The following is a 26,070-nucleotide window of genomic DNA, read 5'->3' as shown; positions in this document are numbered from 1 at the left end:
TGAAATCTTTATCATATAAATCGATCGATTTATAAATATTGATTTTAAAAATTGATTAATTTGAAATTAGATAGTGAATAAATTCAGTTTTTATCTGATTAGCATATTATTCGATAGAAATTATACAGATAAGTACAATTACCTATTTTAAATAAACATTCTTGGTGAGATTAACTGAAATAGAAGAATATAGAAGACAACAAAAAATTAACAGGAAAATAAAGCCCTCTACCGCTATAAAACACGATAGAAGGCGGGATGATTATTTTCGATTATCGTTTGCTCGTTGCAGTAATGATTGGCTTTCTTTCATAAAATGATGGGCATCTTCACCGAACCACTGGCTAATTTGATTAAATTGGCGAATAAATTCCGCTTTATCTTTTTTCTCCAGTAGCGCTATTGAATCACCTAACAATTGATGATATCTGCGTATCAATTCAACATTTTCATTTGAAGACATAATAATGTCTGCATAGAGTTGAGGGTCTTGAGCAAACAGCCGCCCAACCATCGCGAGCTCTAAACGATAAATAGGTGATGACAAATCAAGTAATTGCTGTAAATCGATATTTTCCTCAGCAAGATTTCGCCCGTAAGTAAATGTTGTAAAGTGGCGTAATGCCTGAATAAAGCTCATGTTTTTATCATGCTCTTCGGCTGAGATTTCTTTCAAACGTGCCCCCCAAACTAATAACTGTTCAAGAAACCACTGATAAGACTCCGAGCCACGGCCATTACAGTAAGCAAATACTTGCTTTGCAACACTACCAATATCAGGACCAAACATCGGGTGAAGCCCAAGTACTGGCCCATCATGGGCCGCTAACATCGCTTCTAATGGCTGTTGCTTAATCGATGCAATATCCATCAAGACCGTGCTTTTATCCAGTTTAGGCAGTTGGTTGATAACTTGTACCGTCAAATGTATTGGTACACTAACTATCACGACGCTCGCTCCAGCAACTATAGATTCTGCTTGTGCCCAGTCATCTTCGTTTAATGTCTTAACCTGATAGCCTGATAAATTAAGGAGACGGTGAAATAACCGCCCCATTTTCCCATCACCACCTACAATCACAATTGGGCCAGCTGATGGGTTCAGTGTTTTAAACCCTTTATCATTTTCACGTGCGTAAGATTCGCGCATGATCCGCCTTAGAATATCCTCTATCAGATCAGGTGGGATCCCCATACGCTCAGCTTCGGCGCGACGTGCTGCCAACATGCTTGTTTCTCGTTCAGGCACATAAATCGGTAAACCATGTAAGCTTTTCACTTCACCGACTTCAGCAACCAGTTGCAGCCTTTTTGCTAATAAATCTAATAACGATTTATCAACTTCATCAATTTGTTCCCGTAAATGGGATAACTCAACAGACATACCAATACCTTGATCAGCTCACTTTACTCAATTTTTGCGCACGTTGTTCAAGCACAGGCAACAATGCTTGATGTAATTTACGCAATACCGTTTCCGTCGTTTGCCAGTTAATGCAGGCATCTGTCACTGACACACCGTATTTCATTGTGTCACGGGCTTGTTCAGATGTTTGATTCCCTTCATTAATATGACTTTCTAGCATAATACCTGTAATTGATTCATTACCATTAATAATTTGTTCAATAATAGAATCAACAACTAATGGCTGACGGCGGTAATCTTTATTCGAGTTTCCATGGCTACAATCCACCATAAGGGACGGCTCTAAACCTGCTTTTTTCATTTCCGCTTCACAAGCCGCAATGTCTTCGGCACTGTAGTTAGGCGTTTTCCCACCACGTAAAATGACATGTCCGTTACTATTACCTTTGGTATGTAATAAACAAACTTGGCCAGATTGGTTAATTCCCATAAAACGGTGTGGCATCGCTGCTGCTTTTAACGCATTAATCGCTGTAGATAAACTCCCATCGGTTCCATTTTTGAAACCAACAGGCATAGATAAACCAGATGCCATTTCACGGTGGGTCTGTGACTCAGTCGTTCTTGCACCAATGGCTGACCAACTGAATAAATCCCCTAAGTATTGAGGATTGTTAGGATCCAATGCTTCTGTCGCTAATGGCAGCCCCATATTCACTAAATTGGTCAACAAATCACGAGCAATATGTAGGCCTTTTTCCATTTCAAAAGAACCATCCATAAATGGATCACTAATCAAACCTTTCCAACCTACGGTTGTACGAGGTTTTTCAAAATACACACGCATCACAATATATAAACTATCACTTAATTCTTCGGCTAATACTTTCAGGCGCTCACCATATTCAATAGCAGCATCCACATCATGAATTGAGCAAGGGCCGCATACCACGAGTAAGCGAGGGTCGCGTTGATGAATAATGTCAGCAATCACTTGGCGCGATGTCGCAATGGCATGCAGGTTGCTGCGACTCAGCGGATATTTCTCTTTCAGACTCTCAGGAGTGATTAATACCTGCTCGTCTTGAATATTCACGTTGTTGAGTACATCTTTTTGCATGATCATTTTTTACCTACTTATTAGCTTATATTTGCTTAGTTTATTATTTACGTATTGTGTTTGGGTGTATGAGTAATAACATACCATGCATCGTAAACAATTCAATCCATTTATGTAAAATATTTCCACTACTGTATTTAATTATTTACACTACCATAATAAATTGAATAAATTACAGTTTTACATTAATTTAACATTAAAATAATTTAATAGACCAAAGAAAAACAAGCAATCTGTAAGTATTTATTTACAGATAAGCATAAGTTATCAGCTATATTCTAAATAGTTCGAGTTGTAGCAAGGCGGCAAAGTGAGGACATCGCAGGGAGCATACACAAGTATGTGACCTGTGGGGCTGAACGCAGCCAACACGGCTACAACTTGAAATATGACGAATATAGGTATGTGACCTGAGAAGCTGAGTGCTGCCAACACGGCTACAATTTGAATTATGAAGAAGATAGTGACGAATATAAAAAGGCCCGCAAATGCGGGCCTCTCTCATAACATAACTTTCGGATGTAGCGAAAGCGTATTACTTGGCGTTCAGACGCTCTTTGATACGAGCTGCCTTACCAGAACGCTCACGCAGGTAGTACAGTTTAGATCTGCGAACAGCACCACGACGTTTAACAGCAATGCTATCTACGACTGGAGAGTGAGTTTGGAATACACGCTCAACACCTTCGCCGTTAGAAATTTTACGAACAGTGAATGCAGAGTGCAGACCGCGGTTACGAATAGCGATAACCACGCCCTCGAATGCCTGCAGACGTTTTTTAGAGCCTTCTACGACCCATACCTTAACTTCCACGGTGTCACCCTGACGGAATGAAGGTACGTCCTGCTTCATCTGCTCTTCTTCGATTTGTTTAATAATGTTGCTCATAATAACTCTCTTACCCTAGGTAAACTGATATGTTTAGACAATTAATTGTCTGGATTCATTTGTTGCTCAGACTGATATTCCAGTTGGAATTCAGCCAGCAACATCCTCTGCTCGTCAGTCAGAGCTAGGCTTTCCAGAAGCTCAGGTCTTCTAAGCCAGGTACGGCCGAGTGATTGTTTCATACGCCAGCTATCTATTTTAGCGTGGTTTCCTGAAAGTAAAATATCAGGAACTTGCATGCCATCTAACACTTCAGGGCGGGTATAGTGCGGACAATCTAACAAACCATCTGCAAAAGAGTCTTCTTGAGCAGAGGCTTGATGACCAAGTACTCCCGGTATAAACCGTGAAACTGAGTCAATCAACACCATCGCGGGAAGTTCCCCGCCACTGAGAACGTAATCGCCGATTGACCATTCTTCGTCAACTTCGGTTTGAATGATACGCTCATCAATGCCTTCATAGCGGCCACAAACAAGAATCAATTTCTCATTGGTTGCCAGCTCGCAAACACCGTCTTGACTAAGTTTGCGCCCTTGCGGTGAAAGATAAATAACCTTTGCACCCTCACCAGCCTCAGTTCTTGCTGCGTTGATTGCATCCTTAAGCGGTTGCACCATCATCAGCATGCCTGGACCACCACCATAGGGGCGATCATCAACAGTTTTGTGCTTATCGTGAGTAAAATCTCGCGGATTCCAGCACTCAAATGTTAGCAGGCCATTTTTCACTGCCCGACCAGTTACCCCGTACTCGGTTATTGCGCGGAACATTTCGGGAAACAGGCTAATTACACCAATCCACATAATTTCGTCCCACTTATCAAAACCGTTCAACCGGAGATTTAAAAACCAGGATCCCAATCCACTTCAATAAGTTTGGCATCGAGATCGACTTTCTTGATAACCTGCCCATCAAGAAACGGAACCAACCGCTCCTTGATGCCAAATGCATCTTTTAAATTCGCCTTAATGACCAGCACATCATTTGAACCGGTCTCCATCATGTCAGTGATGGTACCAAGGTCATAGCCTTGTAACGTCACTACTTGGCAGCCCATCAGGTCTTTCCAGTAGTATTCGTTTTCTAACTCAGGAAGTTGGGTTGAATCAACCGCAATTTCAAAGTTAGTCAAAAGCGCGGCTGCATCGCGGTCATCGACCCCGTTCAGCTTGACAATGATATCCTTGTTATGATGTTTCCAATCTTCAATTTCAATGTGTTGCCATTGACCTGAACGTTGGATAAACCAAGGCTGATACTCAAAAATACTTTCAGCATGTTCGGTGGACGAAAAAACTTTGAGCCAACCACGAATACCGTATGCCGCACCTAATTTCCCCAATACAATTGGGTTTTCAGGTGGCTGTAGTTTAGTTTGCTTGCTCATTGTTACCACCGCGACAGATTAAGCTGCTTTCTTAGCTTGTTTGACCAGTTGTGCAACACGGTCAGAAATAGTTGCGCCTAAGCCAACCCAGTGCTCAACACGGTCCAGGTCTAAACGCAGTTCTTCTGCTTGACCTGCAGCGATCGGGTTGAAGAAACCGATACGCTCAATGAAACGACCGTCACGCGCATTGCGGCTATCAGTCACAACGATTTGGTAGAACGGACGTTTTTTAGCGCCGCCACGAGATAAACGAATTGTTACCATAACATCCTCATTAGTTAACAAAACAACCAGACTCCATCGAGGGATAGAGTCCGGCTGTCATATAAAAAGCCCGAAAAGTTTACTCACTTTGACGCAAAAATCAATCAAAAGTGCGTTTTGTTTGAGGCTTTATTGCTTAACGCCCCGGAAAACCCGGTGGCATCATACCCTTCATGCCGCGCATCATCTTGGCTAGACCGCCTTTTTTCATTTTCTTCATCATGCGTTGCATGTCATCAAATTGTTTTAAGAGGCGATTAACTTCTTGCACGGTAGTTCCCGAACCTGCCGCAATACGACGTTTTCGTGAACCTTTAATAATTTCCGGTTTTTCACGTTCTTTACGTGTCATGGAATTAATCATCGCTTCCATACGAACGGTGATTTTATCATCCATTTGGGACTTAACGGCATCGGGTAACTGAGACATTCCTGGCATTTTGCTCATCATGCTCGCCATGCCGCCCATATTACGCATTTGCTTTAATTGACTTAAAAAGTCATTTAAATCAAAGCCATCTCCCGTTTTAAGTTTTTTAGCAAGCTTTTCAGCTTCATCACGGTCAACTTTATGCTCAATCTCTTCAATCAGAGAAATCACATCACCCATACCAAGGATACGAGACGCGACGCGCTCTGGGTGGAATGGTTCTAAGGCATCAGTTTTTTCACCAACACCTAAGAACTTAATAGGTTTCCCCGTAATCGCTCGAATTGAAAGTGCCGCACCGCCTCGTGCATCACCATCGACCTTGGTCAACACAACCCCTGTCAGTGGTAGGGCTTCATTAAATGCTTTCGCTGTATTTGCCGCATCTTGCCCTGTCATCGCATCGACGACGAATAAGGTCTCAACTGGCTTAATAATACGGTGAACTTCTTGGATTTCTTCCATCATCGCTTCATCAACATGCAAGCGACCTGCGGTATCCACCAACAGCACATCGTAGAATTGTAATTGTGCGTGTTTTAATGCTTTTTGAACAATTGCAGCGGGTTTTTCTTGTACTTCTGAAGGGAAAAAGTCAATTCCAACACTTTCAGCTAATGTCTCTAATTGTTTAATCGCTGCAGGGCGATAAACGTCAGCAGAGACAACTAATACTTTTTTCTTTTGCTTTTCTTTTAATAGCTTACCTAATTTTGCAACACTGGTCGTTTTACCGGCACCTTGCAAACCTGCCATTAAAACGACAGCAGGAGGTTGTGCGGATAAATTAAGTTGGTGGTTTTCGTCCCCCATCGCCCTAGTCAGTTCATTTTGAACTATTTTAATGAACTCTTGGCCAGGTGTTAGACTTTTATTGACATCTTGCCCAACAGCATTTGCTTTAACTTTTTGAATGAATTCACGGACAACTGGCAAAGCAACGTCAGCTTCCAGCAAGGCCATGCGAACTTCGCGTAGTGTTTCTTTAATATTTTCATCAGTTAGACGCCCACGTCCACTGATATTGCGCAACGTGCGCGATAGTCTGTCAGTTAAATTATCAAACATATGTCTTAGCTCAATTCTGTTGATGGGCCGATGTCAGCCTGATCTGGTTGCTAATACAGATAATTTCAAGTGCGTGTTACCTAACAACTTGAATTATAAGCATCAATACCTTCACAATGATGAAGGGAAACCAACACTAAAAATAATCGCGGCAAAATAATGCCCCATTGTAACATGCCCGCAGTTTTTTCGCTGCCCCCTGTTTGAAACAGATGATAAAGGTTATTATGGCATGAATTTAATAATACAAACCAAGCAGTAGGCGCATGAAGTGCTATCAGCAATGAATATATTGTGATTGGCCTGTCCAATAGTTGGAGCCTACACTCGTACAAGTTATACTATGAATAACTTTCCACTAAAAATGATAAACGACACTATACTATGCCCGTATTTGCAGTCATAGCAGTTTGTACATACATGGTCAGTCTGTTACTGATCGTCCCCGGCCAAGTGCGTAAACAGCCATTTTACCGCCATCTCGCGCTTTTTCTTGCCGTTGTTGCGTTAGTAACTCACGCTATTACATTGAAATTTTTGATTTTCAGTGAAGCCGAAGGACAAAACCTCACTCTGTTGAATTTAGGCTCAACAGTGAGCTTACTCATGTGTGTGATTATGACTGTTGTCGCTTACTGGGGAAAAGCTTGGTACTTAACGCCCATAGTCTATAGTTTTGCCATTATTAACTTGATGCTGTCAACGCTAATGCCTGGTGAGTTTATTACGCATCTTGAAGCTCGAGTACCACTTTTTGTTCATATTGGTCTAGCGTTGTTGAGCTATGCAACACTCCTTATTGCGGCTTTATATGCATTACAAGTGGCTTTAATTGACCATCAGCTAAAGAACAAAACCTTAAAATTTAGTCCAGATATGCCACCCATGATGGTAATTGAACGTAAAATGTTCCACATCACTCAAGTTGGGGTCATTTTGCTGACTCTGACCTTGTGTACTGGCTTTATTTATATGGATAATATTTTTGATAAAGAAAATATCCATAAATCGGTATTATCCGTCATTGCATGGTTTGTTTATATCACTCTACTTTGGGGGCATTTCCATGGAGGATGGCGAGGTAAGCGCGTCCTATTTTTCCATGTTGGTGGCTCAATCATCTTAACAATGGCTTTTTTTGGTAACCGTTTAATACAGGAGTTTATGGTATTTTGACGCAAATAAAGCCACGACTTTCACAATATAAGGAAACTTGTTTTGGATGATGTGTCCACGAGTACGCTAATCATCATATTGATTGTTTTAATTTTTATGTCAGCCTATTTCTCTGCATCAGAAACAGGGATGATGACGCTAAACCGTTATCGGTTAAAACATTTAGCAAAACAAGGTAATCGCTCAGCGATCCGCGTTGAAAAACTTCTTAAACACCCTGATAAGCTGTTAAGCCTAGTCCTTATTGGTAATAACTTAATCAACATAGTCGCTTCCGCATTAGCGACCATCATTGGTATGCGATTATATGGGAATGCAGGTGTAGCTATGGCTACAGGGATCCTGACTTTTGTGATCCTCATTTTTGCCGAAGTCATGCCAAAAACACTGGCAGCGCTGTACCCTGAAAAAATCGCATTTCCAAGTAGTTACCTCTTAAAACCATTACAAGTAGTCATGATGCCTATTGTTTGGGCATTTAATACTATTTCAGCCCTACTGTTACGCTGCATTGGGGTGAAGTCACTAACCGCAAGAACTGATGCAGTTAATAAGGAAGAGCTACGCACCATTGTTAACGAATCAAAGCATAAAATTAGCCGCCGAAATCAAGACATGTTGATTTCAATTTTAGACTTAGACAAAGTCACTGTTGGCGATATTATGCTGCCAAGGAATGAGATTGTTGGTATTGATGTCAATGATGACTGGAAATCAATCATTCGGCAGCTCACGCACTCCCCCCATGGCCGCATTGTGCTTTATCGCGACTCACTTGATGACTCTATTGGCATTTTACGCGTCCGTGAAGCATACCGTCTTATGATGGAAAAACGTGAGTTTAATAAGCAAAACCTAATTAAAGCTGCAGATAACATTTATTTTATTCCTAACAGTACACCATTAAATGTTCAGTTAGTTAACTTCCAGCACAATAAAGAAAAACTTGGGATCATTGTTGATGAATACGGTGAAATTCAAGGCCTTATCACTGTCGAAGATATATTAGAAGAGATAGTGGGTGACTTCACAACCTCGATGTCGCCATCTTTAGCCGAAGAAGTCTTGCCACAAAGTGATGGAAGCGTTCTTGTAGACGGTTCTGCTAATATTCGTGAGCTGAATAAGGCTTTTGATTGGAATCTCCCCATAGATGGCCCTAGGACGGTTAATGGCATGGTTTTAGAGGTCATTGGTGATATTCCACAGCTTGAAGAGCAAATCGTGGTGGGGCATTACCTTATCGAGGTATTAGCGATGAATGAAAATATCGTTAAACAGGTTAGGATCACACCTCTTACATTCAGTTCTCAAGTCCCCGACCTTTGATTTGGTCATAAACTTGCAATTTAATTCTCATATAAAATAAAAAGAGCCTTAATTGGCTCTTTTTATAGAGAATATTTGATAAAAACTAAACGTGTAGCTGTTCAAGTTTCTCTGCAGGTAATGCTAATTCATCATTTTTATTGATACCAATTTCTGATGCAAGAACATTACGTGCAATTTGCTGGGCTTCTTCCAGTGAGTGCATTTTGTATGTACCGCACTGATAGACATTCAATTCAGGGATCTTGTTTTGGTCTTTCACTTGCAAAACATCTTCCATTGCCGCTTTCCATGCATTAGCAACACGCAGTTCATCTGGCTGGCCAATAAGGCTCATATAAAAACCAGTACGGCACCCCATTGGTGAAATATCAATAATTTCAACACCATTTCCGTTGAGGTGATCACGCATAAAGCCTGCAAAAAGGTGCTCTAAAGTATGCGTCCCTTTTTCTGTCATGGCTTCTTCATTTGGTACAGTAAAACGCAAATCAAAAACTGTGATGGTATCACCGCTTGGTGTTTTCATGGTTTTTGCCACACGTACAGCAGGTGCTGACATGCGAGTATGATCGACAGTAAAGCTATCTAATAATGGCATTTCGTGACCTCCTCGAAAATAAAAAATATTTTCTAAAATAAATGAAACTATTTTGAAAATACAGAGTCTGAATTATTGAAAGACGCGCAATTTGTTATCATCCCTAATTCTCTAAGAGATTTTTTTTGGCCACCTAGAGTGGCCATTTCTTTTAGCGTCCTGCATGAATGCGTAGATAGTCCTCAAAGCTTTCGCTCTCACTTTGTTCCATCTTCGCTTGCTTCGCTATTGAAGCTAATCGTGCTTGCTCAAATTGCTCTTCAGTTATCACTTCATACGGCTCGTTCACTAACTGTTCAAAATATTTTTCAGCTAATTCTAACCCGTAACCACCAATACCTTTTTCTAACATTTCATCCATAACAAGCGCTGAATATGTAAGAGTTGGGTCTTTAAACATAGCAACAAATTGGTGACAAACTTCTTGATATTTTGCATCGCAACAAGTGTCTAGCACTTCAGCCACACGGATCAAGTCATTAAATAATTGCTGCCCAACGTCAACTAATGGTTTAACTTCGCTGCCACAACCGAAACCAATGACTTGGCCTGGTTTACGACCTTCAAGAATGACACGATTCCAGTTTTGACGGCAACAGTCTAATTCCTGAGCATTCATTTCAGGTGCATCAGCAAGTACACACCATATTAAGAATAGATCAACAAAACGAGCTTGCGTTTCATTAACGCCTATCGCACTAAATGGATTGATATCAAGTGAACGGACTTCAATGTACTCAATACCACCACGTAATAATGCGTCAGAAGGTGATTCATTGCCTTTAGGAACGCGTTTGGGCCGTATTGGGGCATAGAGCTCATTTTCAATCTGCAGCACATTCGTATTTAGTTGAATATATTTGCCGTCTTTTTTTACACCCAGTTTTTCAAATTCAGCTGAAGGCTTATGGATGGCTTTTTTCAGGTTCTCTACATATTCATCCAATTTATTGAATGTGATGTTTAAATCACTTTGTGATTTATTTGTATAACCTAAGTCACTCATGCGTAATGATGTCGCATAAGGCAAGTAATACGTACCACAGTCTGTTTTATCAAATGATAGCGTCGTATCCCTATCTTTCAAAAAAGAGCCGCAAATAGCTGGAGATGCGCCAAATAGATAAGGAATAACCCAACCAAAGCGGTAGTAATTTCTAATTAGACGTAAATAGCCTTCAGAAATTTTTTCTTTACCGCTTTCTTCGTCTTCAATACCCGCCCATGCTTGCCAAAATTCAATCGGCAAAGAGAAGTTATAATGCACCCCTGCTATCGTTTGCATCAAAGCACCATAACGATTTTTAAGGCCTTCACGGTACAGCGTTTTAAACTGCCCCACATTAGAAGAGCCGTACTGCGCAAGAGTGATTTTATCTTCACTTTCAATAAAGCATGGCATACTCAGCGGCCACATTCTTTCATCTTGAAGGTGACGAGCTGTATAGCGGTGTAAATCTCGCAAAAAAGCCAAATTATGGCTAATGCTTTTATCTACAGGAGTAATAAATTCGAGTAAGGACTCCGCAAAATCTGTCGTGATCCATTTATGTGTTAAAGCTTTTCCCAGCCCTTCTGGATGCAAGGTCTCTGCAATTGCGCCTGTGGGGGTTACACGCAATGTTTCACGCTCAATACCACGTTGAATACCATTAAGTGTTTCTGGGTGCGCCTCTAACCATGAGAGCGCTTTCGATACGTCCGGGATCAAGTCGACCTCCCGCCTGTGATGTTAATTTATTTTATTAAGGCAATTACTTTAGCTTAAATCACATAAATTGTCGCTGTCTAGATGTGTGGTTTATGAGGGAATAAATCAAAGAGGTATAGAAAATACGATTTAATTAATTTTATGAATGGTAATTTTAGGCAAAAAAAAACTCCTCGAACGAGGAGTTTCTTAAAGATGGTGCATCCGGGAGGATTCGAACCTCCGACCGCTCGGTTCGTAGCCGAGTACTCTATCCAGCTGAGCTACGGATGCAAAATTCATTCGATTTGAAATCGATACATTCTCAATAACTTTTCTGAGTTAAATTAAAAGGTATTATTGATATGCTAAATTATTAGCTAAGAGATGGTGCATCCGGGAGGATTCGAACCTCCGACCGCTCGGTTCGTAGCCGAGTACTCTATCCAGCTGAGCTACGGATGCATACTTAATGCAAGATGTGCTGCTCTCTCAAACTTCTTTATCAACTTCTACTTCTATAAATCAACTTCTTAGTTACTGCTTTGTTTGGTTGCTAAAACCAAAACAAAACCCCATCAGATTCTCTCATAGGGTTAAAGATGGTGCATCCGGGAGGATTCGAACCTCCGACCGCTCGGTTCGTAGCCGAGTACTCTATCCAGCTGAGCTACGGATGCATAATCTAAAATGGCGGTGAGGGAGGGATTCGAACCCTCGATGCAGCTTTTGACCGCATACTCCCTTAGCAGGGGAGCGCCTTCAGCCTCTCGGCCACCTCACCATATTTTAGTTACACACGATTTGTTTTTTCAAACATCTCGTTGCTGTGTGGCGCACATATTACTTTCCTAGACTTAGAAGTCAAACAATTTTTCCAAACTTTTTGCATTCCGTTGTCTGTTTGCACATTTCACAAGCAAGATGCTTAGTTTAACACCGAAAAAGATATTTTTCAGCCCTTATGACACTAACTTTATAAACAAAAATACAGAAAAAAAATTATTCTATAAGTGAATAAAAATGAGCTCACTGGATTGATTAGCCTATATTTCATACAAAGGAAAACAAGATTTCGTACAAGAAAACCGAAGACTAAACAATAAAGTGAGTTTGATGCTAGAGAATTATAAAAACGAAAGGATATTTTTAGAAATAATGCGAGTAAGACAAGCGCCCATTCTTGCTGTGTGATCAATCATTGGACGCTTATTCATTATTATTGATTATCTGGTTGAGTCTTTTCAGCCTGGATCCGTTGATAAATTTCTTCACGGTGAACAGAAACTTCTTTTGGGGCATTAACACCAATACGAACTTGGTTGCCTTTGACACCCAATACAGTAACTGTTACCTCATCGCCTATCATGAGTGTTTCACCAACTCGACGAGTCAGAATAAGCATTCTTTGCTCCTTGAAATATTAAAAGAGTCGGGTCTCTAGGTATCCCCGCTATTGTCCATCACACACCGTGAAAACGTAAAGCAATGACATTCACCTAAAGCATTGATGCCATCAATACAAGCATTCTAATTATTTACAAGCAAAATATAGCACTACAAACGATACATTAACAATGCCGCAACAGATTAAAGTTGCCTCATATTTTAATGAGGCAACTTTGTAAGTGCTTACAGACGCGCTTCGACCCATTCTTCGACACTTGCCATAGCAGCAGGTAATGCGCTAACGTCAGTACCTCCCGCTTGAGCCATGTCTGGGCGACCGCCACCTTTACCACCTACCTGACTTGCAATATAGGAAATTAAGTCCCCTGCTTTAACTTTAGCAGTCAAATCATTAGTTACCCCAACGATCATACTGACTTTATCACCACTTGTTGTTGAAAGCACGATAATCGCTGATTTCAACTGATTTTTAAGGTCATCAACCATAGTTCTCAATAACTTAGGATCAGTATCCGCTAATTGAGTGACTAATAATTTGATGCCTTTCACGTCTTTCGCTTTGCTACTTAGTGAAGCACTTTCTTGAGATGCTTGTTGATCTTTTAGTTGCACAATTTCTTTTTCGAGTTGGCGAGATTTGTCTAACGCCGCTTTTACTTTCTCGACAAGACTATTAATATCACCTTTCACTAAGTGTGCAATTGCTGAAAGTTGCTCTGACTGATTGTGAATGCTTTCAATCGCCATTGTGCCTGTAGTCGCTTCAATACGACGAACACCTGCAGCCGTACCAGATTCACTCAAAATACGGAATAAACCAATATCTCCTGTACGACGCGCATGTGTACCACCACATAACTCGATAGAAAAATCACCCATACTCAGAACACGTACACGTTCCTCATATTTTTCACCGAATAATGCCATAGCACCTTTTGCTTTAGCGCCTTCTAAATCCATCAGTTCAGTTTCAATTTCTGAGTTTTTACGGATTTGTGCATTCACAATATCTTCTACTTGACGTAGTTGCTCTTGTGTCATCGCTTCAAAATGAGAGAAGTCAAAACGCAAGTATTTGTCATTAACCAATGAACCCTTTTGAGAAACATGGTCGCCTAATACTTGGCGTAATGCCGCATGCAGTAAGTGTGTTGCTGAGTGATTTAAACGGATCGCATCACGTCTAGCGCTATCCACAAAAGCGGTAATTCTATGGTTAACAACCAGTGAACCCGCCTCTACCTTACCAATATGCCCAATTGCTTGACCATACTTTTGTGTGTCAGTGACTTTAAAGCTCGCATTATCATTATTTAAGTAACCAGTATCACCGACTTGCCCACCAGACTCTGCATAAAATGCCGTTTTATCTAGTATAACTAAGCCTTCTTCACCCGCATTCAAACTGTCTACAGGCTGGCCATCTTTATATAATGCAGTAATAGTGGCTTGTTGCTCATCATATTGATAACCGGAGAATTCACTACGCTTATCAACTTTAATTAAAGAGTTATAATCCGCACCAAAACCACTGGATTCGCGCGCACGACGACGCTGGTCTTCCATCGCCCGCTCAAAACCTTCTTCGTCGACTTTAATATTGCGCTCACGGCAAACATCTGCCGTTAAATCGATTGGGAAGCCATAGGTGTCATATAAGCGGAATGCCGCTTCACCATCCAGAGTATCCCCTTTCAGTGAAGCAAGTTCTTCATCTAATAATTGAAGACCGCGTTCTAACGTGCGTGCAAATTGCTCTTCTTCGGTCTTGAGAACTTTTTCAACCATAGCTTGCTGGCGTGCAAGTTCATCGGCCGCAGGCCCCATGACTTTAATCAATGGCGCGACTAATTTGTAGAAGAAAGTGTCTTTGGCACCAAGCATATAACCGTGACGAACAGCACGTCGAATAATACGACGCAGAACATAACCACGACCTTCATTTGATGGAATAACACCATCACTAACAAGAAATGCACAAGAACGAATGTGGTCAGCAATAACACGTAATGATTTATTCTCTAAATCCGTCGCACCTGTTGCTTTAGCTGCCGCAGCAATAAGGTCACGGAAGATATCAATTTCATAGTTTGAATTAACGTGCTGCAATACCGCAGAAATACGCTCTAAGCCCATTCCTGTGTCAACTGAAGGTTTTGGTAGAGGCTCCATTGTCCCGTCAGACTGACGGTTAAATTGCATGAAGACTAAATTCCAAATTTCAATATAGCGGTCACCGTCTTCTTCTGGGCTTCCTGGAGGGCCACCCCATATATGGTCACCGTGATCATAGAAAATCTCGGTACATGGACCACAAGGACCGGTATCACCCATTTGCCAGAAGTTATCTGACGCATATGGTGCGCCCTTGTTATCACCAATACGAATAATACGCTCAACTGGAATACCAATTTCTTTATTCCAGATATCATAAGCTTCATCGTCAGTTGCGTAAACGGTTACCCACAACCTTTCTTTTGGTAAGTTAAACCATTCTTCGCTAGTCAATAACTCCCAAGCAAAACGGATAGCGTCATGCTTAAAGTAATCGCCAAAGCTAAAATTGCCTAACATTTCAAAAAATGTATGGTGGCGGGCGGTATAGCCCACATTTTCTAAGTCGTTATGTTTACCACCTGCACGCACACAGCGTTGCGCGGTTGTCGCTCGGGAATATGCTCTTTTATCCAGACCAAGAAATACATCTTTGAACTGGTTCATCCCTGCGTTTGTGAACAATAGTGTAGGGTCATTATTTGGCACTAGTGAACTACTAGAGACCACTTGATGACCTTTTGTATGAAAAAAGTCGAGAAACGCTTGACGGATCTCAGCGGTGCTTTTACTCATATTTATCCCGATATCAAGCTGGAAACAGAATTACGAATTGTTGAGATGGAATGTAACATCACCTCTAATCAACTCTCCGATTAAAAAGTGACTGATAAGATAAAGTCTCTTTGTGCAGAAGTAAAATATAGATACATCCATTCGCAGCTTTCATTGTAAAGCGTCTAGATATTTTCTGAAAGTATGTTTATACCTTGCACTGGTGTATTTTTCCACAGAAAAACTGTTCAATAAACTATTAATGTAATAGGTTAAAAATAAAATAGGCGCCACCACATCAGCGGAGCGCCTATAATTTACTTATTAATCAATTAATTAGATTAAAATTAAAATTCTTCTGGTGTTTCTTCTTCATCAGCATCACTGATAAAGTCTGTTGCTGCACTACTAAATTCACCAGTGTGATTCAATAACATTTCACGCAGTTTGGTATCAATTTCTTGAGCGACTTCAGGGTGCTCTTTTAAATAATTTGTTGAGTTAGCTTTACCTTGGCCAATTTTATCGCCGTTATAACTATACCAAGCCCCTGCTTTTTCAATTAACTTATGTTTTACACCTAAGTCAATTAGCTCGCCGAAGGTATTAATACCTTCACCATACAAAATTTGGAATTCAGCTTGTTTGAACGGTGCTGCAACTTTGTTTTTTACCACTTTAACGCGAGTTTCACTACCGATGATTTCTTCGCCATTTTTAACAGCACCAATACGGCGGATGTCTAAACGAACAGATGCGTAGAATTTTAATGCATTACCACCTGTTGTTGTTTCTGGGTTACCAAACATAACACCAATCTTCATACGAATTTGGTTGATAAAGATCAGTAAGGTATTAGATGTTTTTAAGTTACCTGCTAACTTACGCATTGCTTGGCTCATCATACGAGCAGCTAGGCCCATATGTGAATCACCAATTTCACCTTCAATTTCAGCTTTTGGTGTTAATGCAGCAACGGAGTCAACGATGATCACATCAACCGCACCTGAGCGAGTTAATGCATCACAAATTTCTAGCGCTTGCTCACCGGTGTCCGGTTGAGAACATAGTAAGTTATCGATATCAACGCCTAATTTTTTAGCATAGATAGGGTCTAAAGCGTGTTCAGCATCGATGAAAGCACATGTTTTACCACTACGTTGCGCTGCAGCAATAACTTGCAGAGTTAGTGTTGTTTTACCTGAAGATTCAGGGCCGTAGATTTCAACAATACGACCTAGTGGCAAGCCACCAGCACCCAATGCAACATCAAGGGATAAGGAGCCTGTTGAGATAGTTTCAACATCCATAGAGCGGTCTTCACCAAGACGCATAATGGAACCTTTACCAAATTGCTTTTCAATTTGGCCTAATGCTGCTGCAAGTGCTTTTTGTTTGTTTTCATCAATAGCCATGTTTACTCCCTAAGTGCAATGATTTGACCACTGCAAATAAAACGATTGAATTCGGTTTGTTGAAATTAATTATACTGTATAATCATACAGTATCAAGAAGATTTTTAACTTAACTGCTTTAAAAGTGTTTCAAGTATATAAAGTGTTGATTGAAAACGAACTTCATTTCTGTTTCCTTGAAACACTTGATGTTGTGTTGTGACTAATACCGTTTGGTCTGCCTGTTTCTGTGCAAAACCAAACCATACTGTACCAACAGGTTTTTCTACACTACCGCCCCCAGGGCCTGCTATTCCACTAACTGAAACAGCAAAATCTGCACAGGCTTCTTGTAAAGCGCCTGTCGCCATTTCAGTAACGACTTGTTGGCTTACAGCGCCATACTGCTGTAAAGACTCATCTTTAACACCGATCATTTGATGCTTTGCTTCATTACTGTATGTCACAAAGCCACGCTGAAAATAATCTGAGCTACCCGATATATCGGTTAAAACTTTGGCAACCCAGCCCCCGGTACATGACTCTGCGGTTGTGACTGTTTTACCCTGTTCTTTCAGTTTCAGCCCAACCTGAATACTCAGAGTTTCAAGCCGCTTCTCATCTATCATGATGTTATCTACCTTTATGCCATTTTTTTACGAGCGCGATCCCAAACCCATAAACCCGCAATCGCAATTGCAAATACAGCACCGAAACCAATACCGGCATTCACAACTGACAAACCTGCTTTAATTGCTAATGAGTACAAGCCTAACATAATTAGCATTGCACTATTTTCACCTAAATTTTGTACTGCAATCGCATTCCCTGCTCCAACAGTTTCCTTCCCTTTTTCTTGCAATAATGCATTCAACGGAACGACAAATAAACCGCCGAAGATCCCAAGGATGATTAAAATAAAATAGGATGGAATAATATTAGTTTGCAACGAAAGTAACACCACCATCACACCTATAATAACTCCCGCAGGAATGCAGCGATAAACCGTTTTTAAGGTAATAAACTTGGCAGCAAGCCCGGCTCCTGCAACTATTCCCACGGCAACCATCGCATTTAAAATAGTCGGCGTTGTGTTGTCTTGTAATCCCAATGCCACAGGCACCCATGCAACGAGCAGAAAACGCAGCGTTACCCCAGCCCCCCAGAACAAGCTGGTTCCAACTAGTGAAAAACGGCTTTCTTGGTTAGCCCATAGCACCCGGCAGGCATTGAAAAAAGAAGTAATTAACAGTTTAAGATCCCAACCTTTTCCAGGCCTCGCGGCAGCTAAGTGTGGGATGAAAAAATTCGCAATAACGGCTAACGCATACAATACAGCACATGTGCCTAACGCTAAGATTAAGTTAATATCGGAAAGCATTCCTCCAACAACCGATCCCACTAAAATAGCTGCGATTGTTGAAGCCTCCATGACACCATTGGCCTTAACAAGGTTATCTCCACCTGTGAGCTCACCTAAAATACCGTATTTAGCTGGTGAATATGAAGCCGCGCCGATTCCTACTAACCCATAGCAAAGGAATGGATTTAGCCCAAAACAAATCCCTAATGCCCCAATAAACTTAAAGATGTTAGAAAACAACATCACTCGGCCCTTTGAGAACCTATCTGCAATTTGCCCAACAAATGGCGCTAAAACGATGTAAGTGAAAACAAACACCATTTGTAAGATAGGATGACTCCATTCAGGATAAAACTCGGCTTTAAGTTGGGCTAATATGGCAAATAATAAAGCATTATCTGCAAATGCAGAAAGAAACTGTGAAGCAAGTACAGCTTTCATTCCTCTGCTCATTAACGGTACATTGGAAGCATTCTCTTGCATGTTATTCATCCTTTAATGCCATTTGCTTTAATGTGACAAAATCCGTTTTACCACTACCTAGTACTGGCAATTCTTTAACAAAACGAATATCACGTGGAACCGCTAACTCGGTTAACCCTTTGCTCTTGGCTGCGCTGGATAATGCGCTACGGTCTAGTTCTTTATCTGTTGTGAACAAAACAAGCGCTTCACCTTTACTGCTATCTGGCTTTGTAACCACACCGTGATTTGCATTAGGAGAAAGAGATGCCACCATTTGCTCAATACTTTCGAGAGAAACCATTTCACCCGCAAGTTTAGCAAAACGTTTAACACGGCCTTTTATCGTACAGAAATTTTTATGATCTAGTTCAACGATATCACCTGTGTCGTACCAACCTTCCTCTATTTCACCTTGTGCATTTTCAGCTCGTGGTGTTTCAAGTACCCCAGGCGCTTCCACACGCAAATACCCTTTCATGATATTTGGGCCTTTAAGCTGTAATTTACCACCTTGTTCTTGTTCAATACCAGAAATGGGGATAATTCGCGCTTCCATTTCGGGTAAAATTTGCCCTACAGAGCCTTCTTTAGCGGCCATTGGCACATTAATTGAAACAATAGGTGCACACTCAGTTACCCCATAGCCTTCAAGAATTCGGATGCCAAATTTATCGAACCAGATTTTTTTGGTTTTATCTGATAATTTTTCTGCGCCCGCAACCACATAACGCAAACGTGCAAAATCATACTGATGAGCAAATCGTGCGTAGTTACCTAAAAAGGTTGATGTTCCAAATAATACCGTACAGTTTTTGTCATAGACTAATTCAGGAATGATCCGGTAATGTAATGGGCTTGGATAAAGGAAAACTCGGCTACCTGAAAATAGAGGGATAAATAAGCCAACCGTCAAACCAAATGCGTGAAATAATGGAAGTGACGACATAAAACGGTCACGAGGTGTAAAATCAGCGATCGTTTTAATTTGCTCTACGTTTGCCATCAAGCTGGCATGGCTGTGGACAACACCTTTCGGTGTACCTTCCGAGCCGGATGTGAATAAAACAATCGCTTCATCGGACGGCTTTCGGGGAATAATGGCTTTCTTAGGATTAAATAAGTGCTTAATAATCCATATTTTATCTTGCCATGTTACCGTGTCTTTTAAATCTTCAAGGTAAATCCAACTTGCTTCTGGCACTTGTTCTGGAATATGCGTCAAGTTGCCTTTTTCCAAAAATTGGCGGGAAGTAAAGACCACTTTCGCTGCTGAAGCTTTTAAAGCGTTACTAATACCGTGACTGCCCGCAGTGTAATTAAGCATGGCAGGTACTCGGCCTCTCATTAAAGCGCCAAAAATCGCGGCTGCGGTGACTGTCGCATTTGGCAATAATAGGCCAACTCTTTCATTTTCATGAGTATAGCGTTCAATAATACGACCAACCCCTAAGGTTTTTTTCAATAGAGATTGATATGAATCCTCTTTAAATGCGATGTCTTCAATACAAGGCGTGCGGCGCCCAAAAAACTGAACACTTTGAATAAATTCTTCAACTAATGTGACTTGTGGTAAACAAGACATACGTGCGGACTTCATGATTTGGTACAGATTTTCACCAGCCAGAGCACGACGCTCTACCGCTCTAGGAGCTTCTGGCATTGGAATTTCTTGTGCTGGCAAGATATGCAATGTGATCTTCGGGAACCATTTTAATGGAAAAATTCCTTTCAGCCGCCCAAAATGGCTATATTGTGCACCTTCTATACGAATAGGAACAACTTTTGCTTCTGACTTTGCTGCCACAAAAGCCGCTCCTTCGTATATTTTCATTAAAGAGCCATGAACCGAAATTCGGCCTTCTGGGAAAATAACTATTGGGCGCCCTTTTTCTACCTCTTTAACTAGATGACGAATACCTAGAGGGTTGGCAGGATCAAGAGGGACAATATCCGCATAGGGCTTAAGGCGCTTCACCATTTTCGGTGTGGCAAATGTTGAATAAACAGCAAATACAGGTTTGACAGGCAAAAAAAGTGCGATTAATACACCATCTAGGAAAGAAACATGATTGGGCGTAATTAAGCATTTATCTTGATTAAATTCTTTCGCGTCGCCAATAACTTGTACGCGAAACAAAAATTTAAGTACTGTTTTGACTATCTTTGCCAACATAATGAGTCCCTATACTATGATTATATTTTTATATATTAGTGTGATACGACTATACCTTTAGTGACTTCTATCTTACTGAGCTACTCCCTTTACTCTAATTAGTATATTCCGAAAACACCGCTGGCTTATCACTCATGAGTTTAAGTTAAATCATTAAGTTGTGCGATGATGTCGTCGACAGGCTGCGCCGCATCAATAATATGATGTGCTGTCGCACGGTAGATAGGCTCCCTTTGTTGCATTACTTCTTCAATTTCTTCAACTAAAGATTTTCCTGTCAAACTTGGTCGCTGATCCGCTTGCGGTTCCGCAGCGAGGCGTTTTGCTAAAACTTCAGGGTGGGTATTTAAGTAAATCACGGTGCCGTTATTACGCATAATTTGCTGATTTTCTTCTGCAAGAACAAGCCCCCCACCAGTTGAAACAATCATATCGCTTTGCGTAATCGACTTAAGGACGTCAGTCTCTAGCTGGCGAAAGTAATCCCAACCGTGCTGTTCAACAATTTCTGCGATACTTTTTCCCGCTTTTTCTAAAATCAATTTATCTGTATCAACAAATTGATAACCTTTAGATTCTGCAAATTTTTTACCAATTGTGGTTTTACCCGAACCTCTTGGACCGATAATGTAAAACATTAAATTTCATCCCATCATCATAAATACTAAGCAATACCGATTACAAATTTGCTTATGATAAACTGCCTAGTTTGGCAAATAAAAAAAGAAAGCCACACAAGTGTGGCTATCTCATCATTTTTACTCATTATGGACGACTTAAAAAGTCACCATACCCGATCCATTTGTACGTTGTTAGTGCATCTAACCCCATAGGGCCACGTGAATGTAATTTTTGCGTACTCACTGCGACCTCTGCACCTAAACCAAACTGCCCACCATCGGTAAAGCGAGTGCTTGCATTAACATATACCGCGGCTGAATCTACACATTGAACGAAATAGTCAGCTTGGTGAATAGATTCTGTCAAGATAGCATCAGAATGAGCTGTACCATAATGACGAATATGGTCGATAGCAGCGTCAATATCGTCAACAATGTCTACGTTAAGATCCAGTGAGAGCCACTCATCGACAAGGTTTTCAGGTTTTACATCAACAACTTTAGCTGGACCTTGTTTTAGCAATGGAAGCGCTTTTTCACTCGCATGTAATGTGACTTGTTGTTGTGCCATTTTTTCACTTAAAAACGGCAGAAATTCATTCGCAATCTCTTTATGAACTAATAATGTTTCCAGTGAATTACAAGCGCTTGGGCGCTGAACTTTTGCATTAATAATCACGTTAATGGCTTTATTAAAATCTACCGATTTATCAACAAATGTATGGCAAACACCAATTCCCCCGGTAATTACTGGGATCGTTGATTGCTCACGACATAATTTATGTAAACCCGCACCGCCGCGAGGGATTAGCATATCCACGTAGCGATCTAATTTGAGTAATTGCGCAACTAATTCACGGTCAGGGTTATTAATAGCCTGTACTGCATCTGCTGGCAAGCCGCTATTTTCCAATGCTTTTTGAATAACTTCCACCACCGCAAGGTTAGTATGATGCGTCTCTTTCCCGCCACGTAAAATGACCGCATTACCTGTCTTTAAACATAACGAAGCCACATCAACGGTGACATTAGGGCGGGCTTCATAAATGACACCGACAACCCCCAATGGGACACGGCGGCGCTGTAAATTTAAGCCGCTATCCAATTGGCTTCCATCAATGATTTGCCCAACAGGATCAGCTAATTGGCATACTTTTCTGACGTCATAAGCAATACTTTTTAAACGCTCTGGCGTCAGCAATAAGCGGTCTTGTAACGCCTCAGTCATACCGCTTGCTTTTGCCTGCGCCATGTCTTTTTGATTCGCTGCAAGTATAACTGCATTATCTTGTTCTAGTAGATCTGCAATTTGTAATAGTGCTGCATTTTTTTGTTTGGTACTTAACTGAGCTAATTGCCATGAAGCAACCCTTGCAGCCTTACCCATTGTCTCTAACATAATTAACTCACTATCATATCATCACGATGAACAGCCACAGAACCGTGTTCATAGCCAAGTATTTTGCTGATTTCTTGTGAATGGTGCCCAGCAATCATTCTAAGTGCATCACTGTTATAGTGGCTGACCCCATGAGCAAGATCTTTCCCTGCCATATTACGAATACGGATCACTGCGCCTCGGGAGAAATCGCCTTCAATCTTCTTAATACCTTTTGGCAATAATGAACTGCCTTTTTCCATAATTGCCAGTTGTGCACCATCATCAATGTACACATCTCCAGCTGCTGGAGCACCGAAAATCCAACGTTTACGATTTTCCATTGGATTTTTTTGCCCATAAAAACGGGTACCAACTGGAAGATTTTCAATAACCGCATTAATAACATCCGGTTTATTGCCTGCTGCAATGATAACATCAATTCCTGCACGGCCCGCGACATCTGCTGCTTGTAATTTAGTTGCCATTCCACCGGTTCCTAACCCGCTAACGCTTCCCCCCGCCATTTCGCGAAGTTCATCATTGATACCATACACTTCAGGGATCAATTTTGCATTTGGATTACTGCGTGGATCAGCATCATATAAGCCTTCGATATCTGTCAATAATAGCAGTTTATCTGCATCGCCAAGAATCGCGGCCAAAGCGGATAGATTGTCATTATCACCGACTTTGATTTCTGCGGTAGCCACAGCATCATTTTCATTGATAACTGGAATGATTCCGTTATCTAGCAGTGCTTGCAAAGTGTCTCGTGCATTTAAGAAACGTTCTCTGTCTTCTAAATCGGCTCGTGTCAGTAACATTTGCCCGATATGAATGCCATAAATAGAGAATAACCGTTCCCATAACTGGATTAAACGACTTTGACCGACCGCCGCAAGCAACTGTTTAGATGCTATGGTAGCCGGCAATTCGGGGTAATTTAAGTGTTCGCGACCTGCGGCAATTGCCCCAGAAGTCACAATAATAATACGATGCCCTTTTTCATATTGCTGCGCGCACTGCCTAACCAGCTCAACAATATGAGCTTGATTTAAACGGCGCGAGCCCCCTGTTAATACACTGGTCCCTAATTTAACTACCAGCGTCTGGCTATTTTTCATCATTTTTCTGCCATTAGGATTAATAAACCAAAAAGTAGGTATCATTTTTATCAGGAGAAGCGCGTTATGCCAACAGGCATAACGCAAAATTCAACAAAAGTTGGTTTAAAACAAATTTATGCGCTTAATTCCAGTTTTAATTCTGTCATTAGCGGGGAGGGAAAGAGGCTTAACTCAAGTTCAGATAGTTGTTTTGCAAGGGCTTGGTGAAAAGACACTAAATTTTGCTCTGTCGCCTCAATGGTTGGTGCATCTTTTAATGCTTTGACTTGCCAACTACCATGGCTGTTGTATAGGCCCAAATGATAAGTAAATTCAAACCCCTTATCAGTTGCAACCAATTTTAGCCACCACCCCCAAAATTCACGTTTTTCTGGGGCAATATTTGCATTCACGCAAACAACGAGACTATCGAATATATAACAGCCATTTAAACATTGTTTTTCACGTAAATAAGGTCCTATCGAAGCAAACTTCTTTAAATACTTTCCATTTGAGTAATCAGTCGGTAAAGCCATGTTAAGGATCTCCTTCTTGGGAAGACACCTTTTTAACAAATGGGAAAAAATAAGCAAGTTATTAAATAAAATTAAAGTATTTTTGCTTTTAACCAATTAGTAGTTTCACTTAGCGCCTTTTCAAAATTAGCAAAAACGGGCTGGCTTGGTAGCATTATCGTGTCAGCATCCATCGATGAACGTCGAATTAAATCAGACTCTGCTTTGGGGCTGTAAATATCATCTTTAAGACTAACCGATAGCATTGGAACCTTACTGCGCCGCCCCAAAAGCCCTTGATTTTTAAGTGAATAGCAACTTAATTCATGACGTAAAGCAGAACCATCAACTTGATAAATACCCAAACGACTGGCGAATACATCCAAAACCATCCGAGGAATATCTTGCTGATATTTCTCTTCATGCAATAAACTGTGGACAATTGGCCCTATGACAGCGACTGCTTTAATCTTATCAGGGCACATATAAGCTAATCTTAACGCTATATTTGCGCCAAAACGCATACCAACGATGCCAAAACGCGTATGATCAATCCAAGCAATATCCCCAAGCTGTCGAACGATTTGCTCATGTAAGGTGCTCGTTTCCTGCGTAAGCTTGTGTTTAACCGAATAACCAATTGACGGCATATCCAGTGTTAGCATCGCAATACCGAGTGGTTCGAGGTAGTCGCGAAAATAGCGACAGAAATCAATCTGTAAGCTATCTAACATGCCACAGATCATCACTGTCGGATAAGGCCCTTGCCCCTGTGAAGGAATATGTAAAAAACCGCAGACTTCTTTCCCACCATCAACTTTGAAAGGAATTTTCTTTAGGCGATATTGAGAAAATTTTGCGGCACTATCATAAGCTTTGCAAGCCAGCAAAATAGCTTGGTCAGCCAGCTCGTCACCTTTAATAAAAGGATAAGCGGCAATGCTGTACAAATTAGCAGAACGTAACCAAGCCTCCCCTGCCTCTGCACCTTTTTCAAATTCTAATGCTTTTTGCTGCCAACGCATGGCTTGCTGGGACCATTCGAAACACCAGTTTCCACGACGGTTGCCAATGACCGTATCCAACAAATTATCATTGCTACGCTCAGCATCTGAGATAGCAATACGACTTAGCACTTCTTCAATTTCTAAGGCGTCTATTCCTCGCCAAATCCACATTAAACGATTAATCATACGGTACCAACCCGCATGATGGGAGCCACTTAACACGCTGTGTTCTTTAATTTGAGAAATTGTTTGAGATGAATAAGAGACTAATGTTGATGTTTCAACTTGTCTGACTTTAGGTTTGAAAAGTTTTTCTGAAAGGTTTTGCTGAGTCATCCCTATTTCCTTGTCGATCAGAGTTGAATTTGGCCAAAAATAAAGGGAATGCAAAAATGCACTCCCCAAATTATATCGTGTTTAGCTCAAAAATTTTAGGTATTAATGTGTTTTTGCAATCAATAAAACCTATAACGCTTTATAA

22 protein-coding genes and 4 tRNA genes are annotated in these 26,070 nt (G+C 41.0%); 2 read left to right on the top strand and 24 right to left on the bottom strand.

Annotation, left to right across the window (positions count from 1 at the left end):
- Positions 1-262 precede the first annotated feature (262 nt).
- From tyrA to ffh, 7 genes are all read right to left on the bottom strand, one after another.
- The gene (tyrA, locus tag P3L40_RS05220) at positions 263-1,384 is read right to left on the bottom strand and encodes a bifunctional chorismate mutase/prephenate dehydrogenase (RefSeq protein WP_004264830.1); all 1,122 of its coding nucleotides are present in this window, start codon (positions 1,382-1,384) and stop codon (positions 263-265) included.
- Between the two features lie 13 nt (positions 1,385-1,397).
- The gene (locus P3L40_RS05215) at positions 1,398-2,492 is read right to left on the bottom strand and encodes a 3-deoxy-7-phosphoheptulonate synthase (protein WP_110592307.1); all 1,095 of its coding nucleotides are present in this window, start codon (positions 2,490-2,492) and stop codon (positions 1,398-1,400) included.
- Positions 2,493-3,021: 529 nt separating this feature from the next.
- Positions 3,022-3,375 carry a 50S ribosomal protein L19 gene (gene rplS, locus P3L40_RS05210; RefSeq protein ID WP_096864779.1) on the bottom strand — a complete coding sequence of 118 codons (354 nt, stop codon included), beginning with the start codon at positions 3,373-3,375 and terminating at the stop codon, positions 3,022-3,024.
- 41 nt (positions 3,376-3,416) lie between these two features.
- On the bottom strand, positions 3,417-4,181 hold the full coding sequence (trmD, locus tag P3L40_RS05205) for a tRNA (guanosine(37)-N1)-methyltransferase TrmD (RefSeq protein WP_210852680.1): 765 nt from the start codon (positions 4,179-4,181) through the stop codon (positions 3,417-3,419).
- A gap of 38 nt (positions 4,182-4,219) precedes the next feature.
- Complete coding sequence (gene rimM, locus P3L40_RS05200) at positions 4,220-4,765, bottom strand: ribosome maturation factor RimM (protein WP_004264824.1); 546 nt, start codon at positions 4,763-4,765, stop codon at positions 4,220-4,222.
- Between the two features lie 18 nt (positions 4,766-4,783).
- Positions 4,784-5,032 (bottom strand): 30S ribosomal protein S16, encoded by a 249-nt coding sequence (rpsP, locus tag P3L40_RS05195; protein WP_004264823.1) that lies wholly within the window; start codon positions 5,030-5,032, stop codon positions 4,784-4,786.
- A gap of 136 nt (positions 5,033-5,168) precedes the next feature.
- On the bottom strand, positions 5,169-6,530 hold the full coding sequence (gene ffh / locus P3L40_RS05190; protein ID WP_210852682.1) for a signal recognition particle protein: 1,362 nt from the start codon (positions 6,528-6,530) through the stop codon (positions 5,169-5,171).
- Between the two features lie 384 nt (positions 6,531-6,914).
- Between ffh and P3L40_RS05185 the strand changes: the two genes are divergently transcribed.
- Entirely contained in the window at positions 6,915-7,706 is a 792-nt protein-coding gene (locus tag P3L40_RS05185) for an inner membrane protein YpjD (protein WP_004264820.1), read from the top strand.
- Positions 7,707-7,748: 42 nt separating this feature from the next.
- Complete coding sequence (locus tag P3L40_RS05180; protein ID WP_110592308.1) at positions 7,749-9,035, top strand: CNNM domain-containing protein; 1,287 nt, start codon at positions 7,749-7,751, stop codon at positions 9,033-9,035.
- 85 nt (positions 9,036-9,120) lie between these two features.
- Here the strand turns inward: P3L40_RS05180 and luxS are convergent, their stop codons facing one another.
- From luxS to frsA, 17 genes are all read right to left on the bottom strand, one after another.
- Entirely contained in the window at positions 9,121-9,636 is a 516-nt protein-coding gene (luxS, locus tag P3L40_RS05175) for an S-ribosylhomocysteine lyase (RefSeq protein ID WP_004914042.1), read from the bottom strand.
- Between the two features lie 151 nt (positions 9,637-9,787).
- Positions 9,788-11,347, bottom strand: coding sequence for a glutamate--cysteine ligase (gene gshA / locus P3L40_RS05170; RefSeq protein WP_112307895.1), 1,560 nt, complete (start codon positions 11,345-11,347; stop codon positions 9,788-9,790).
- 196 nt (positions 11,348-11,543) lie between these two features.
- Positions 11,544-11,620, bottom strand: a tRNA-Arg gene (locus P3L40_RS05165).
- A 94-nt stretch (positions 11,621-11,714) separates the two neighbouring features.
- A tRNA-Arg gene (locus tag P3L40_RS05160) sits at positions 11,715-11,791 on the bottom strand.
- Positions 11,792-11,929: 138 nt separating this feature from the next.
- Positions 11,930-12,006 (bottom strand) — tRNA-Arg (locus P3L40_RS05155).
- Between the two features lie 11 nt (positions 12,007-12,017).
- A tRNA-Ser gene (locus P3L40_RS05150) sits at positions 12,018-12,110 on the bottom strand.
- A 435-nt stretch (positions 12,111-12,545) separates the two neighbouring features.
- A complete protein-coding gene (csrA, locus tag P3L40_RS05145; RefSeq protein ID WP_004264815.1) occupies positions 12,546-12,731 on the bottom strand; it encodes a carbon storage regulator CsrA in 186 nt (61 codons plus the stop codon).
- A gap of 227 nt (positions 12,732-12,958) precedes the next feature.
- Positions 12,959-15,586 carry an alanine--tRNA ligase gene (gene alaS, locus P3L40_RS05140; RefSeq protein ID WP_096864775.1) on the bottom strand — a complete coding sequence of 876 codons (2,628 nt, stop codon included), beginning with the start codon at positions 15,584-15,586 and terminating at the stop codon, positions 12,959-12,961.
- 326 nt (positions 15,587-15,912) lie between these two features.
- Positions 15,913-16,980, bottom strand: coding sequence for a recombinase RecA (gene recA / locus P3L40_RS05135; protein WP_004264809.1), 1,068 nt, complete (start codon positions 16,978-16,980; stop codon positions 15,913-15,915).
- A gap of 104 nt (positions 16,981-17,084) precedes the next feature.
- Positions 17,085-17,588, bottom strand: a complete 504-nt coding sequence (gene pncC, locus P3L40_RS05130; protein ID WP_004264808.1) for a nicotinamide-nucleotide amidase — start codon at positions 17,586-17,588, stop codon at positions 17,085-17,087.
- Between the two features lie 14 nt (positions 17,589-17,602).
- Positions 17,603-18,805 carry a lysophospholipid transporter LplT gene (gene lplT / locus P3L40_RS05125; RefSeq protein WP_036958917.1) on the bottom strand — a complete coding sequence of 401 codons (1,203 nt, stop codon included), beginning with the start codon at positions 18,803-18,805 and terminating at the stop codon, positions 17,603-17,605.
- A gap of 1 nt (position 18,806) precedes the next feature.
- Positions 18,807-20,960, bottom strand: a complete 2,154-nt coding sequence (gene aas, locus P3L40_RS05120) for a bifunctional acyl-ACP--phospholipid O-acyltransferase/long-chain-fatty-acid--ACP ligase (RefSeq protein ID WP_210852685.1) — start codon at positions 20,958-20,960, stop codon at positions 18,807-18,809.
- Positions 20,961-21,100: 140 nt separating this feature from the next.
- Positions 21,101-21,598, bottom strand: a complete 498-nt coding sequence (gene aroL, locus P3L40_RS05115; RefSeq protein ID WP_004264804.1) for a shikimate kinase AroL — start codon at positions 21,596-21,598, stop codon at positions 21,101-21,103.
- Positions 21,599-21,725: 127 nt separating this feature from the next.
- Positions 21,726-22,979: a glutamate-5-semialdehyde dehydrogenase gene (gene proA, locus P3L40_RS05110; RefSeq protein WP_196731716.1), complete on the bottom strand. Its 1,254-nt coding sequence runs from the start codon at positions 22,977-22,979 to the stop codon at positions 21,726-21,728.
- Between the two features lie 2 nt (positions 22,980-22,981).
- Complete coding sequence (gene proB, locus P3L40_RS05105; RefSeq protein ID WP_036958967.1) at positions 22,982-24,085, bottom strand: glutamate 5-kinase; 1,104 nt, start codon at positions 24,083-24,085, stop codon at positions 22,982-22,984.
- 116 nt (positions 24,086-24,201) lie between these two features.
- Positions 24,202-24,603, bottom strand: a complete 402-nt coding sequence (crl, locus tag P3L40_RS05100; RefSeq protein ID WP_036958914.1) for a sigma factor-binding protein Crl — start codon at positions 24,601-24,603, stop codon at positions 24,202-24,204.
- Between the two features lie 71 nt (positions 24,604-24,674).
- Positions 24,675-25,925: an esterase FrsA gene (gene frsA / locus P3L40_RS05095; RefSeq protein ID WP_004264784.1), complete on the bottom strand. Its 1,251-nt coding sequence runs from the start codon at positions 25,923-25,925 to the stop codon at positions 24,675-24,677.
- Between the last annotated feature and the right edge of the window lie 145 nt (positions 25,926-26,070).

This window comes from Providencia sp. PROV040, from assembly GCF_032706145.1.
Classification (GTDB): Bacteria; Pseudomonadota; Gammaproteobacteria; order Enterobacterales; family Enterobacteriaceae; genus Providencia; species Providencia hangzhouensis.
Note: the sequence above shows the minus strand (reverse complement) of the source record. Positions and strands in the feature narration are given on the sequence as shown.

Excerpts from the sequence above, each read along its gene's own strand:
- tyrA (WP_004264830.1), bottom strand. The coding sequence starts at position 1,384 with ATGTCTGTTGAGTTATCCCATTTACGGGAACAAATTGATGAAGTTGAT.
- P3L40_RS05215 (WP_110592307.1), bottom strand. The coding sequence starts at position 2,492 with ATGATCATGCAAAAAGATGTACTCAACAACGTGAATATTCAAGACGAG.
- rplS (WP_096864779.1), bottom strand. The coding sequence starts at position 3,375 with ATGAGCAACATTATTAAACAAATCGAAGAAGAGCAGATGAAGCAGGAC.
- trmD (WP_210852680.1), bottom strand. The coding sequence starts at position 4,181 with ATGTGGATTGGTGTAATTAGCCTGTTTCCCGAAATGTTCCGCGCAATA.
- rimM (WP_004264824.1), bottom strand. The coding sequence starts at position 4,765 with ATGAGCAAGCAAACTAAACTACAGCCACCTGAAAACCCAATTGTATTG.
- rpsP (WP_004264823.1), bottom strand. The coding sequence starts at position 5,032 with ATGGTAACAATTCGTTTATCTCGTGGCGGCGCTAAAAAACGTCCGTTC.
- ffh (WP_210852682.1), bottom strand. The coding sequence starts at position 6,530 with ATGTTTGATAATTTAACTGACAGACTATCGCGCACGTTGCGCAATATC.
- P3L40_RS05185 (WP_004264820.1), top strand. The coding sequence starts at position 6,915 with ATGCCCGTATTTGCAGTCATAGCAGTTTGTACATACATGGTCAGTCTG.
- luxS (WP_004914042.1), bottom strand. The coding sequence starts at position 9,636 with ATGCCATTATTAGATAGCTTTACTGTCGATCATACTCGCATGTCAGCA.
- csrA (WP_004264815.1), bottom strand. The coding sequence starts at position 12,731 with ATGCTTATTCTGACTCGTCGAGTTGGTGAAACACTCATGATAGGCGAT.
- alaS (WP_096864775.1), bottom strand. The coding sequence starts at position 15,586 with ATGAGTAAAAGCACCGCTGAGATCCGTCAAGCGTTTCTCGACTTTTTT.
- recA (WP_004264809.1), bottom strand. The coding sequence starts at position 16,980 with ATGGCTATTGATGAAAACAAACAAAAAGCACTTGCAGCAGCATTAGGC.
- pncC (WP_004264808.1), bottom strand. The coding sequence starts at position 17,588 with ATGATAGATGAGAAGCGGCTTGAAACTCTGAGTATTCAGGTTGGGCTG.
- lplT (WP_036958917.1), bottom strand. The coding sequence starts at position 18,805 with ATGCAAGAGAATGCTTCCAATGTACCGTTAATGAGCAGAGGAATGAAA.
- aas (WP_210852685.1), bottom strand. The coding sequence starts at position 20,960 with ATGTTGGCAAAGATAGTCAAAACAGTACTTAAATTTTTGTTTCGCGTA.
- aroL (WP_004264804.1), bottom strand. The coding sequence starts at position 21,598 with ATGTTTTACATTATCGGTCCAAGAGGTTCGGGTAAAACCACAATTGGT.
- proA (WP_196731716.1), bottom strand. The coding sequence starts at position 22,979 with ATGTTAGAGACAATGGGTAAGGCTGCAAGGGTTGCTTCATGGCAATTA.
- proB (WP_036958967.1), bottom strand. The coding sequence starts at position 24,085 with ATGAAAAATAGCCAGACGCTGGTAGTTAAATTAGGGACCAGTGTATTA.
- crl (WP_036958914.1), bottom strand. The coding sequence starts at position 24,603 with ATGGCTTTACCGACTGATTACTCAAATGGAAAGTATTTAAAGAAGTTT.
- frsA (WP_004264784.1), bottom strand. The coding sequence starts at position 25,925 with ATGACTCAGCAAAACCTTTCAGAAAAACTTTTCAAACCTAAAGTCAGA.